Source organism: Brevibacillus fortis, from assembly GCF_046196545.1.
Taxonomy (GTDB): domain Bacteria; phylum Bacillota; class Bacilli; order Brevibacillales; family Brevibacillaceae; genus Brevibacillus; species Brevibacillus fortis_A.
The window spans coordinates 5,162,119-5,176,710 of sequence record NZ_CP176370.1 but is presented as its reverse complement, the minus strand read 5'-3'; the positions used below and the strand labels follow the sequence as shown (position 1 = coordinate 5,176,710).

1 protein-coding gene is annotated in these 14,592 nt (G+C 53.3%); it reads left to right on the top strand.

Annotated elements, in window-relative coordinates; all coding sequences use genetic code 11:
• The first annotated feature begins 31 nt into the window (after positions 1-31).
• Positions 32-14,374 (top strand): SDR family NAD(P)-dependent oxidoreductase, encoded by a 14,343-nt coding sequence (locus tag ACKKE8_RS25330; RefSeq protein WP_409175451.1) that lies wholly within the window; start codon positions 32-34, stop codon positions 14,372-14,374.
• Positions 14,375-14,592 lie beyond the last annotated feature (218 nt).

The following is a 14,592-nucleotide window of genomic DNA, read 5'->3' as shown; positions in this document are numbered from 1 at the left end:
TAGGGGTAGCGCATTCAAGGGGGACTATTTCATGAAAGAACAATTTTTATTAAGCGGCGATCATCCGATCCTGAGCAACCATAAAGTCTTTGGTCAGGAACTGCTGCCCGGTCCGGCTTATGTCGACCTGATCTACCAAGCATTTCAGGATAACGGGTACGATTGGAGAGAGCTGGAGCTTTGCCATGTATCGATCTATCATCCCTTGGCGGTGGGTCACGATTACGAGGTGCTGATCGATATTGTTGTGGAAGAGAAGGAAGCGGGATGCTGGAGCATCGTTGTAGAAGGCCGCGAATCGCGGGATGGAGCAGTCAGCCCGGAGGCGAAACGATATGCCGATGCCCAAATGCGGAAGATTCAACCCGTTTCATTTGATAAGACGATCAATCTCGGGCAAGCCATGAATCAGGCGGAGGCTTCCGTCGATCTGGAGGAGGCCTATGCGCAGTTTCGTGCGCTGGGCCTCATCCATACCGGCATGATGAAAGCGGAAGGGCATACCTTCCAAACATCAACAGGCGTGCTCATCGAGCTTGCATTGGATCGCAATTCGCGCGACAGCGCCGAAGACGTGCTGTTTCATCCCACCTTGTTAGATGCTAGCTGTGTAGGTGCCTCGATATTGCTGCGAACGCATGTCGGGGAAGAGCAGCAATTGTTTCTGCCCTTATATTTTGAGTCCTTTCGTGCGGAGCAGCTCGTTCAAGAGCGCTGCTATACACAGGTTCTCGCTCCCAGTGTTCAACGAAAGAACGAATTGCTCAGCATGACGCTGGAGCTATTCGACAGCCAGGGCCGCAAAGTAGCAGAAATGAAAAACTACACGATGAAGCTGGTGAGGGCGGCATCCGGGATTGGTTCATCTGCCGTCTCCGGAGGTGGAGATGTCCCGTCCGTCACAGAACCGGCGCCGGCGCCGGCTCCAGCTCCAGCTCCAGCTCCAGTCAAAGCGGGGCATGCTTTCAGCGGGGAGCGCACTCCCGCCGTTCAGGCGGCCGTTTTTCTGGCCGGCATCTTGGCTGAGCGCTTGGATATGGCTGAAGCGGATCTCGATCCGAACGCGGGCTATTATGAGATGGGATTGGATTCCCCAGGCTTGCTGGAGATGGTTAAGAGAATTGAAGCGAAGGTAGGCGCATTGCTTCCGCCTACGCTGCTTTTTGAATATACGACGATTGCAGATTTATCCGTTTACTTGGCCGAACACTACGCTTCGGTATTCGCGGATGAAAGCTTCGCACCGGCACCGGGCGATGGAATCAATGCCCCCCGATTACAGCTTGATGAACATCCGGACAACAGGATGACATCAGCGGATTCCAGCAGCCGCGCAGAGGCATCTACATCGCAAGAAGAGGATATTGCAATCATCGGAATGTCAGGCCGTTTTCCAGGGGCAAGCGATCTCCGCGAGTTTTGGCAAAATCTGAAGGACGGTAAAGACTGCATCAGCGAAATTCCCCCGTCACGATGGGATTGGAAACAGTTTGAAGACTTAAAGTCTCCTTCGGGCAAAGGGGTTTCCAGATGGGGCGGCTTCATTGACGACCCGGATTGCTTTGATGCGCCGTTCTTTCGCATATCGCCTCGCGAAGCGGAACTCATAGACCCGCAGGAGCGGATTTTTCTTGAAACGTGCTGGGAAGCCATTGAAGATGCTGGATACCGTCCGTCCAGCCTCGTAACGCCAAGAGGACCGAACAAACGGAACCTTGTCGGCGTGTTCGCCGGTATTATGCATAAGGATTATGCGCTACTCGGGTCGGAGCTTATGGCGCAAGGCTTGCTATTCCCGCTTTCTTTGAGCCACTCGTATGTGGCGAACCGGGTTTCCTATTCGCTTAATTTCCATGGCCCCAGTCTGGCAGTCGATACGTTGTGCTCCGCATCGCTGACAGCTGTCCACATGGCGGTAGAGAGCATCCGGCGCGGAGAATGTGAAGCTGCAATTGCGGGCGGTGTCAACTTGTCGCTTCACCCTGGCAAATATAAAACGTTCGGCATGGCCAACATGCATTCGAGCGACGGTTATTGCCGTACGTTCGGTAAAGACGGCGACGGGTTTACATCCGGAGAAGGGATTGGCGCGGTCGTACTAAAACCGCTCAGTGCGGCCGTCAAGGATGGCGATCAGATATATGCCGTTATCAAAGGCAGTTCAATCAACCATGTGGGTACGGTTAGCGGCATTACGGTGCCCAGTCCGGTTGCACAAGCTGAATTGATTGAAGACTGCCTGAATAAGGCTAATATTCATCCGAGAACGATCAGCTATCTGGAAGCGCACGGCACAGGCACGTCGCTCGGCGATCCTATCGAAATCCAAGGACTGGTTAAAGCTTATTCCCGCTACACGGATGACCGTCAATATTGCGCTATCGGTTCGGTCAAATCCAACGTCGGTCACGGCGAGTCCGCCGCCGGGGTTTGCGGGTTGATTAAGGTTGCGCTGCAGATGCATCATAAAACGTTAGTGCCGTCGCTGCATTCCGGCGAAACGAATCCATATATCGATTTTGAGCAATCACCATTCTATATCCAGCGACAGGTAGAGCAATGGGAGCAGCCTCGGCTGATCGAAGCAGGAAAGGAAACGGTATACCCGAGAAGGGCAGGGATCAGCTCCTTCGGCGCCTACGGCTCAAATGCGCATGTCATTTTGGAGGAATGGGTGCCGCAGCCTTCTTCCGCGAGCGGCGAGCCGTCTGCCGTCATTGTGCCGTTATCGGCCAAAAATGAAGATCGCTTGAAAGCGTATGCGGATCGGTTAGCGGGGTTCCTTGCGGATGAGACTGGATACGTGGCTAGCGTTAAGGAAATGGAATCACAGAGCGGGCTGGCAGCCAATATTCTGCGAATGGTTTCAACTGTTCTGAAGGTGGAAGAACAAGACATCGATTCCGATCAAGACTGGTCGGAATACGGCATGGAGACGGCTCACCTGTCTGCTGTCCGGGATCAGCTGCTGCGGGAATATGAAATCGAGACCGACAGCATCGATTGGTACGAGCTTCGATCAATCTCTGATGCCGCCGAATCGCTCCATCTGATCCTGAATCGCAATCGTCATGCGGAGGGCGGGGCATCTCAGGAGATGAGCTTGTCGTCCATTGCGTATACGCTTCAGACCGGACGCGAAGCAATGGAAGAGCGGGTTGTCTTTCTAGTCAGCAGCATCCAAGAACTGGCCGAGAAATTGAAAGCATATGCGGATGGTAAACCTTCCATTCCGAACTGCTGGAGAGGTCAGCTGAAGAAGAAGTCCGGCGTGTTGGCGGAAGTGGCGAAGGCTGACGACCGTTGGTTCACAGAAGGAAACATGGCTGAAATCGCACAGTCTTGGGCTCAGGGTAGCGATATCGAATGGGGACGGCTTTACCGTGCCGATAAACCGAGAAAAATGCATCTTCCGGCCTATCCTTTTGCGAAAAAACGATACTGGCTGCCGGTTGCGGCGAAACCGCAGGACAGCCTGCCAACAGTGGTACAGCAAGCAGGAAGCACAACCCAAGCGGCAAGTCCGATCTCGCCTCAGGGAGAAAGCTCAGCTGTAATTCCGGCTTCGAACCGGAACGTGGAGAATGACGCTAACCAACGTATCGTGGAAGCTGACGCAGGTGCCGGTTCCCAGGATATGCTGCGGCAGTTTACTCCGGTGTGGGATACGTTCGCCGTTGAGTCGGAAGGCGACTATTTCCCTGCCGTAACGGAACGGATCGCTGTATTTGGTCTCTGCAACGAACGTTTCGCGCAAATCCTAGCCCTATATCCGGGTTCCGTAAATTTGGGTAATGACGAAGACGCATCCGTGGCTGATATCAAGCGGAAGATTTCCGGCTTTGAGGATATCGGACATTTTATATGGGCAGTTCGTGATCCTGCTGCTATAGACGGTGGCTTGAATGATGCGTTAATTACCGCTCACAATCAGACTACGCTCAGCTGCTTCCGGTTTATTCAAGCGCTGTTGCAATCCGGCTACGGTTCAAGGCCGGTCAGCCTCACGGTCATCACGACCCAGGCCCAAGCGGTATACAAGAAAGACATCATAAAACCGGCACAGGCAGGCGTTCACGGACTGATCGGCTCGCTTGCTAAAGAATATCCAAACTGGATGATTCGTCTCATCGACTTGGAGTCGGATTCGACATGGCCCGTGTCCGAGATGTTCCGGATCCCTGCAGACCGGAGGGGCGGGGCTGCAGTATACAGAGGGCGTGAGTGGCACCGTATGCAGCTGATTCCAACTATTCTTCCCGCTCCGAAGGCGCCGGTGTACCGGAATGGAGGTGTATATGTCGTCATCGGCGGCGCCGGCGGGATCGGCAGCGTTTGGTCGGAGTATATGATTCGTACCTATCAAGCGCAAATCGTATGGATTGGCCGCAGCCCGATGAATGACGCCATTCGAGCCAAAATTCACAGTCTTTCAGATTGTGGTCCCGAGATTCGGTATTGGAGTGCAGACGCATCGGACATCCATTCGCTCTCTCAGGCTTATGCCGAGATTAAGCAGCGCTTTGGCTCTGTAAACGGCGTCGTCCATTCGGCAATGGTATTAAACGAGTACAGCTTGGCTGAAATGGATGAGGTTGCTCTTCAAGCTGCGCTCTCCGCTAAAGTTGACGTGAGCGTCAGGATGGCGCAGGTATTTCGCGAGGAACGGCTGGATTTCGTACTTTTCTTCTCATCGCTCATCAGCCTCATTAAGAATCCGCAGCAGGCCCATTATGCGGCCGGTTGTGTCTTTAAGGATGCTCTCGCGCACTTGCTGGCACAGCAGTGGTCTTGCAGCGTGAAAGTGCTGAACTGGGGATTCTGGTCAAGCGACAAGGTCGAGGATACGGAACAATACCGGCTGCTGCAGGATCTTGGAATCGGGCTGATCGAGCCGGAGGAAGGGATGAAGGCGATCGAGAGAGTACTTGCCCAGCCGCAATTGCAGCTGGCCGTCATGAAAACGACGAAGCCGATCCCCGTCGAAAGCATGAATCCCAAAGAAGAAATTACGGCTCTTGCTGCAGGGCAGCGGTCAGCTGAAGCGGGCCGAAGCCTGCCTGCCGCCTCTGAGCGACCCGATATCGGACAGCTGAAGCGTGAGAACGAGGAGAAGACGGATGAGATGAACGGACTTCTTGGCAGGCTGTTGTTCGTGCAGCTTCGGCAAACGGGGTTATTCGCTTCCGGAACGTTCGATCTGAAACAGGCAATGGCTGTTTCAGGAATCGCCGAAGAGCTGTATGCCGAATGGCTAAGTCAGAGCGTTACTGTTCTCGTAGAGCTCGGGCTGTTGTCCCGCAGCGGCCATCTTCTATCGGTTACCACGGTCACGGCAAGCACCGATCACGGGACGGTATGGGAGCAGTGGAGGCAGCATACCGCTAAATGGCGGGAGGACGAGAAAACAAGAGCGCAAATCGTATTGGTAGAAACAACGCTGAAGTCCTTGCCGGCCGTCCTTACAGGGAAAACCGCAGCGACCGACGTGCTCTTTCCGAACTCGTCAATGGAACTTGTCGAGGGGATTTACAAGAGCAATCCGGTAGCCGATTATTTCAACGATGTAGTGGCCGAGGCAGCCCTGCATGTTGTCAGACAGCGTGTCCAGGAAAATCCGCAGGCGCAAATTCGTATTCTGGAAATCGGCGCGGGCACAGGCGGTACGACTGCGGGGGTGCTTGCCAAGCTTGCTCTCTATAAGACCCATATTGCGGAATACTGCTATACCGATTTATCCAAAATGTTCCTGCTCCATGCGAAGAAGGAATACGGCCCTAGCTATCCGTTCCTGACGTACCGCACGTTCAACGTAGAGCAAGCTCTTGCGCAGCAAGGCGTTGATGCCGGTCAGTATGATCTTGTCATAGCCGCGAACGTCCTTCATGCTACACGTAACATGCGGACGACGGTTCGCAACGCCAAAGCGGCATTGAAGCCCGGAGGTTGGCTGCTTTTAAATGAAATTAGCAGCAGCGCCCTATTTACCCATCTTACGTTCGGACTGCTGGAAGGCTGGTGGCTGTATGACGATCCCGGCATTCGGATCCCGGGCAGTCCGGCGCTCTCGCCCGAAAGCTGGCAGCAGCTGCTTGAGAGGGAGGGCTTCGGTGCGGTCGGCTTCCTGGCCCGGGATCATCACGACCTGGGACAGCAAATCGTTGCGGCGCAGAGCGATGGAATCATCAGGCAGTCTAGATGGGAACAACGGAAAGGAATAAGCGCTCAGCAGTCTGCAACCCAATCCGTTTCAACATTGACGAAAGAGCGGAATGATGCAGCACATGCGGATTCCAAAAGCGAAAGAGAAGACAGCTTATTTGCCTTGAATGAGCAGATGCTCCAGGATGAAATCAAATCGTTGATCGCCTCCCAGCTGGCGGAAACGCTGAAGCTGGATGCGTCATCGCTCGATATGGATGACTCTTTCGCAGACTACGGGCTTGATTCCATTTCCGGCGTGCATATCGTCAATACGCTTAACGAACGTTTGCAGATTGAGATGAAGACGACCATTCTTTTTGACTACAGCTCGATCAATCAACTGGCCGGTTATTTGCTGTCTGCGCATAAAGAGGCTGTCGTGTCCGCATTTAGCGACCGACTCGCCGCCGTTTACGAGCAAGGTTCAATGCCTCTCGAAAGGGAGGAGCAGGCTGTCCATTTCGAATCCTTGCAAACGAAGGCGTCCGCGCAGCCGGCCGAGGCCGCTGTATCCGTTCGGGCTGCGGAAGCAGCAGTTAAAGAGCCCATCGCCATAATCGGAATGAGTGGCCGCTTTGCCAAATCGAACACGCTGGATGAATTGTGGGACCATTTGGCTCAAGGTCATGATCTTGTTGAAGAGGTTACCCGGTGGGATCTATCGAAGTATGCACCCAAAGGCATGCCTTACTGCAATCACGGCAGCTTCTTGGATGAGATCGATAAGTTCGATCCGTCCTTCTTTAATATTTCCGGACTCGAGGCTACCTATATGGATCCGCAGCAGCGCATGTTCCTGGAGGAATCATGGAAGGCGCTGGAGGATTCGGGTTATGCGGGCCAGAGCGTAGAGGGTCGTGCCTGCGGCGTATATGTCGGCTACAATATCGGCGACTATGTGCACCATATCGGAGACAACTCGCCTCCGCAAGCGATGTGGGGGAATGCTCCATCCATTATTCCTGCCAGAATCGCCTATTATTTAAATCTGCAGGGCCCTGCCGTTACGGTGGATACCGCCTGCTCCAGCTCGCTCGTATCCATCCATCTTGCCTGCCAAGGCTTATGGACCGGAGAGACCGAGATGGCGCTGGCAGGGGGCGTGTTTGTCCAAACGACGCCAACGTTTTATATCAATTCCAACCGGGCCGGCATGCTGTCTCCTTCGGGCAAATGTCACACGTTCGATAATCGGGCGGACGGCTTCGTGCCTGGCGAAGGGGTCGGGGTCGTCGTTCTGAAGCGGTTGAAGGATGCCATTGCCGACGGCGATCATATCCACGGGGTTATTAAGGGTTCGGGCATTAACCAGGACGGGACGACAAACGGCATTACCGCTCCAAGCGCCAATTCGCAGGAACGGCTGGAAAAGTCCGTCTATGAGCGTTTCGCCATTCATCCGGAGCAAATTCAAATGGTGGAGGCGCATGGCACCGGAACCCGTCTCGGCGATCCGATCGAGTTCGAAGCATTGAACAGTGCCTTCAGCCATTACACGGATAAAAAGCAGTTCTGCGCGATCGGCACAATAAAAACAAATATTGGTCATACAACTGCAGCTGCAGGTGTCGCAGGCGTTTTCAAAATTTTGCTGTCGCTGCGAAACCGGCAAATCCCGCCTTCCTTGCATTATGAGACGGGCAATGCGCATATCAAGTTTGCCAGCAGCCCGTTCTATGTCAATACGGAGAGTAAAGATTGGGCGGTTCCACCGGGCTCAAGGCGGATTGCAGCCACCAGCTCCTTCGGCTTCAGCGGCACCAATGCGCATATGGTCATTGAGGAGGCTCCAGATCCTTTGCGGATGCATGCATCGAGGCCGTTTTATCTCATTACGCTGTCAGCCCGCAGCCGGGAACAGCTGAAGCAGCAAGCCGAGAGGCTGTTGGAGCATTGCCAGCGAGTACCTGGCATTGATGCGGGAAACATCAGCTATACACTCCTGGTTGGACGCCGTCACATGAATCACCGGTTGGCCTTTATCGTCAAAGACGCTGAAGAGCTAAAACAGCTGCTCTCCAACTGGCTATCGCGCGGTAAAATGGCGCAGGTGTACGTATCCGAGTTAGTAGAAAACGACGTTCGCGAGCAGCAATCGTTAAAGCGGTTCGGCAATGCCGCGATCGAGAGCTGCCAAACGTGCACGAATCCAGGCTTGTATCTGGAGCATCTGTCCACGGCAGCCGAATTGTATGTTCAAGGCTATGCGCTGAATTACAGTCAGCTGTTTGCCGGCGACTCCTATTCGCGTGTTCCGCTTCCGACGTATCCGTTTGCCAAAGAGCGTTACTGGGTTTCGAATACTGACTATCCGCCGCAGGATCCACAAAGACGCGAACCTATGAAAGCGTCTAGCGAATCTTTGCCTCTGAACCTTCAGCGCGCTTCGTTGAAGGACACTTCAGGCCTATTGTTTCAAACGGTTCTGACGGGGACGGAGTTTTTCTTGACGGATCATTCAGTTCGAGGTCGAAAGGTGCTGCCTGCCGTCACCTATCTGGAGATGGCCCGGGCGGCTGTGACGGCAGCATGCGAAAAAGGATCAGGTTCGCCAACGTCCCCCGTCTTGCTGCGGCATATCGGATGGGCACAGCCAATCATCGTGGAAGATCGTTCTGTCACGGTGAACATTCATCTGCAGCGTAATTCCGAAGCGGACTTCTTCTTCGAAATTTATACGGAAGCATCAGGTCATCCGGAGGGAAGAACGGTTCACTGTCAAGGAACAGCGGCATTAGGCGAATCCATTCAAGTGCCGCATACCGAATTGCTCGAAGAACTTCAGGCTAGATGTGACGTCGGACTGATCACCGGCGCCCAATGTTATGACATGCTTGGCCAGCTAGACATGGATTACGGACCTGGCCATCGTGCTATTGACCGAATCCAGGTCGGTAAAGGCGAGCTGCTGTCCCGTTTGGAAATTGCGGATTCCGCCTTGTCCACACTGGAGCATTATGTGCTTCATCCGGGCATGATCGATTCGGCGCTGCAAGCATCAATCGGAATGGCCGCATTACCTGTAGATTCGGAAGGAGGAACCGGTTCGGAAGCAGCATTAAGGCCGGGACTTCCTTATGCACTGGACCGTTTGGTGATTTTGGGTCCAAGTACAGCGGTCATGTGGGCATGGATTCGAAGAAGCTCCGGAAGCACCACAACAGGAGCGATTCAAAAGCTTGATATCGACATCTATGATGAGCATGGAAAACACTGCGCGATGCTGCAAGGCCTCTCTTCGCGTCAATTGGAAGAGGAAGCGGCAATGGCTATGGCTATGGAAGAAAACGCTCCGCTTCTATGGAATCCGGCATGGGCCGAACGCAATAATGAAGACCGAAGTGAAGCGTGCACAATCACCCGGCGGTATATGTATCTGCTGGAAGAAAACCAAAGCATGAACGCGCAGCTGGCCCGAGAATTCCCTGAGGCGGCGTGCAAGGTGCTGAAAGCAGAAGGGCCGGTGATCGAGAAACGGTATGCCGGCTATGCGGAGCAGCTCTTGGTTGACATTCAGAAGATCTTAAGGGACAAGCGTGGCGGTCAGACACTGATCCAGCTGCTGATCCCCGCTTGCGGCGAGCAGCGGCTATACGCCGGCTTAGCCGGTATGTTGAAGACGGCGCATCTGGAGAATCCGAATGTATGGTGCCAGTTAATCGAATTCGATGCGGCCGTCTCATCCGAGCAGCTGCTTTCCTTTATAGAGATTGACGGCCGTCATCCATCGGTCAGCCATATTCGCTATGAAGGAAGCAAGCGGTATGAAGCGGTAATCGAAGGCCTGAATACGGCGGATGTTGTGGTGGAAGCGCCGTGGAAGGACAGAGGCGTTTACCTCATCACCGGCGGTGCCGGGGGACTTGGATTGATCTTCGCACAGGATATCGCTAGGAAATCCCGTGAAGCGGCAATCATTCTAACCGGAAGGTCAGAGCTTGACCGTAACCGTCAGTCCCAATTGGAAACGATTCGCCAGTTAGGCGTACACGTGGAGTATCATACCGCAGATGTCCGCAAGGAATCGGACATGGCGGCACTGATGAGTGGAATCGTAGCACGACATGGCCGATTGAACGGCATCTTACATGCTGCAGGTATGAAGAAGGATAGCTTCCTGATCCATAAAACAGCAGACGATTTGATTGCTGTCTTGGGTCCTAAAGTGGATGGGCTCATAGCATTGGACAAAGCAACAAGCGGGCTGGAGCTCGACTTCTTTATTCTGTTTTCCTCGCTTTCTGGATGCCTCGGAAACTATGGGCAGGCGGATTATGCGGCAGCAAACGGGTTTATGGATGCCTTCGCCGCTTATCGGAATAAGCTGGCAGCGGCTGGCCAGCGGCAAGGACATACGCTTTCGGTGAATTGGCCGCTGTGGCAGGAAGGCGGCATGACCGTCGATCCCGCAACGGAAGCGATGATGGAGCAGCGCGCGGGAATGAAAGCGATGCAGAGCCAGCAGGGCATTCAAGCGCTTTACGCTGCGCTGGCAAGCGGGAAGCACCAAGTTGTGGTGACGAACATGGCTTTGAGCACAACGCCACTCATGGAAGAGTTGGCGCCAGCGCAGCAAGCTCCCGCGGCCGAGTGGCAATCAGATAGAGATAACCGGCTCGGACCAGACGAGCTGTATGAGAGAACGATGCACTACTTAAGGGAGACCCTGTCATCCTATATACGCATGCCGCTGCATCGCATGGATACCAAGACCTCTTTCAGCAAGTTTGGCATTGACTCGATTATGGCGATGCAGCTTACGGCACTGCTTGAGAACGAATTAGGCTCGCTGCCGAAAACCTTGTTCTTCGAGTATGAAAATATACAAGCGCTGTGTGAATATCTTCTCGGTCACTATGAGCGTGAGCTCCGTCAGCTGCTTGCGCCCGAGCTTACACAAGTGATAACAAAGGCAGCTTCACCGGTCTTAGCGGCTTCTCATTTATCCGTTACGCCGGCTCCAGCGGCGACAAAACCAGCGTTAAAGCAAGCAACGCTGATCTGCGAGGAGATATCCGAGCGTCAACCTGCGTCCGATATCGCGATCATCGGATTGTCGGGCCGCTATCCGGGAGCGGACGATTTAGACCAGTTCTGGGACAATCTGAAGAGCGGGAAGGATTGTATTGAAGAAATACCCGCTGTTCGTTGGCAAAGCGGCAAGTATTATGATCCTGAGAAAGGCAAGCCGGGCAAGAGCTACTGTCAATGGGGCGGGTTTCTGAAAGATATCGATCAATTCGATCCGATCTTCTTCCAGCTCTCACCTCTTGAAGCGTCTTATATAAACCCGCAAGAGCGGCTGTTTCTCGAGTCTGTATGGAACACGCTGGAGCAAGCGGGATATACAAGCCAGACGCTTGAGCATGAGTACGGCAGCAAGGTCGGCGTGTATGCCGGTTGTATGTACAATCATTATCATTTGCTTAATAAGGACCCGGCGAAGGAGCCACTTCTTGCTCTGTCCTCGTATAGCTCCATCGCCAACCGGGTGTCCCATTTCTTTAATCTCAAAGGTCCGAGCATCGCTGTCGATACGATGTGTTCTTCCTCGGCGGTCGCGATCCATATGGCATGCGAAAGCTTGCGGAAGGGTGAATGCGAGCTGGCGATCGCCGGCGGCGTCAATCTTTCGCTTCATCCGCAAAAGTATGTCGGCTTAAGCATGTCGCGTTTGGCTGGCAGCCATCCCGGAAGCAGAAGCTTCGCAGACGGTGACGGTTATTTGCCATCGGAAGGAGTCGGTTCGGTCCTATTAAAACCGCTGGTCAAAGCCATCGAGGATGGTGATTCCATATTAGCGGTCATTAAATCAACCGCCGTCAATCATGGCGGGCAGACAAACGGCTACGGAGCGCCGAATTCGAATGCGCAAGCCCAACTGATGGAAGAAAGCATGCGCCAGGCCGGCATAAAACCAGAGTCGATCAGCTATATCGAGTGTGCGGCTAACGGTTCATCCATCGGCGATGCAGTTGAAATGGCGGCGATGAACAAGGTGTACCGCAGCCATTCCGGTACGAAGCGTGCTCTGCCGATTGGGTCGGTCAAATCCAACATCGGGCATGGGGAAGCTGCCTCGGGCATCGCCCAATTAACAAAAGTCGTTCTTCAGTTAAAGCATCGGCAGCTTGTTCCGACAATCGGCTCGGACACAGCCTTGAATCCGAATTTACGCCTTGAGGAAACGAATTTCCGTATTCAGCGGCGTTTAGAGGACTGGCAGCAGACGGAAAATGAAGCGCCGCATGGCGGGAAATTCCCGCTTTGCGCGGCGATCAGCTCCTTTGGTGCCGGCGGTACGAATGCTCATCTGATTGTCGAGGAATATGTGCCGCCTGCTGAAGAGCCGTCTGTACAGGAAACTGGAAATCAATTATTGATCCTCTCGGCCAAAAGCCGGGAACGTCTGAAGGAAGTCGTGTACCATGTACGTCAGTATGTGAAGCGAAATGAGGAGCTTTCGCTGGACGATCTGGCCTATACGCTGCAGGTCGGTCGTGAATCCACAGACTTCCGCCTTGCTGTAACAGCGAGCAGCAGGGAAGAATTGATGGCCGCGCTCTCGTACTATCTTGATGATACCGGCAGTTCGGATCTTCCACTATCCGGGAGCTTCGGGTTATACGAAGGAAATGCGGGGGGACCTCCGGATGATATGCTCAGGCTCCTTTCTGGTAAGAACGGCCGGCTGTATATGAAGCACTTGATGGATGAATATGATGTCGAGAAGCTTGCCATCTACTGGTCAAAGGGCGGCGATATGGACTGGAGGGAATTGTATCGCAGCCGAAGAAAGGGGAGAATCGTACCATTGCTCACTTATCCGTTCGTCAAGCAGCGCTGCTGGCTTGAATCCCAACCGGAAACGGGCTTAGAGTGGACGGAAGCTGAGATGAGCAAGAACGATGAGATGAGCGCACAAAAGGCTCAGCTTGCCATGAACGGGAATGATGCAAAGACGATCGTCTTAAACAGCGTCTCTCTACTTCTTGGCATGATGCCGACAGAGATTCAACTCGACAAGCGATTGATGAATTACGGATTGAGTTCGCTTCATCTCGCGCAATTGCTTGCAGGCCTGCGGAAAGTGGCTGCTCCGTCGATGGAGCTCCCCGATCTGTTGACTTGTGAAACGATTCAAGACTTGATCGACAAGGTGCAAGCGAACTTCCCGCCGGAAATCGATGTTCTTCATGTTGACGGCTCTTTTTTGGAGGAGAACTTCAACCAGCAGATCATTCGGCTAAATTCTATTACGGATGGAAGGCCGGTATTTTGGATTCATGGCGCATCCGGAGGCGTGGAAGTATATCGTTCTTTGGCGGCGTATGCGAAAAGACCGTTCTACGGTATCCAATCGTTCGGTGGTACCGGCGACGAAGCACCTGAGGGCATAGTTGCTATTGCATCACAATATGTCCGACTCATCCAAGCGATTCAACCGGAGGGCCCTTATGAGCTTGGCGGATATTCGCTCGGCGGTATGTTGGCATACGAAATGACGCGTCAGCTGCAGGAAGCGGGTGAGACCGTATCGTCTTTGGTCATGCTGGATACGATGTTTAGCCCGGAGGTCCAGAGGACGACCCTCGATCAGAATTCTATAGCCCTGCAAACCGTTAACATGGCGTTGGCTGCTATCCATGGCTTTGCCCCGACCGATGAGAAAGGTCTTCTCATCCATAGGGATGAGATTGACTGCGACAATGGATTCGATGTATTCTTTGAACGTCTAACCGAGCTAGCCGGGCATAGAGGACTGGATATTCCTAAGCGGCTGCTGGAGAAGCAATTTGAGCGTCAGTTTTCCATGCATCAGCGCTACGGGTTGATAGACTATAAGCTTCTGCCTCTACCTCGGCCTGATGAGGTGACCTGCTATTACTTCCGCAACCAGAGTGGGGTGTTCATGGGACCATGGGAACCTTATTTAACGGCTAAAGAAGGGGCCGTTCCGTTTGACCATCTGCCTTACTGGGAGGAATGGGTTCAACAGATCCCGCAGGCGTACGTGATGGACGTTGAAGCCTCGACACATATGACAATGCTCGAAGACGAAGCCGCAAGGCAAACGATTTATGCGTTCTGCGAGAAACTTTATGGAAAGCGGCCGCTTTCGGCACGTTTTTTTCAATCCTTCTATAAGCAGCACGCCATGTTCGTATAATACACTGACAAAAGCGAGGTACGCAGATGCGTATCTCGCTTTTTTTGTTTCGTCAAGCCAAAATTTCCTACGGTGGCTATAACAATATTGCGAACTTATGGAGAAAAATGGGGATATTTCTGGTTTAATCCTCACAAACTCCCTTGGTACGATAGTTAAATCGTTACAGACAAAACGGCGGTAGTCTAGGACTTTATTTTCTGGTCTATGGCTACGGC

Coding starts and splice junctions, on each gene's coding strand:
- ACKKE8_RS25330 (WP_409175451.1), top strand. CDS start 32: ATGAAAGAACAATTTTTATTAAGCGGCGATCATCCGATCCTGAGCAAC.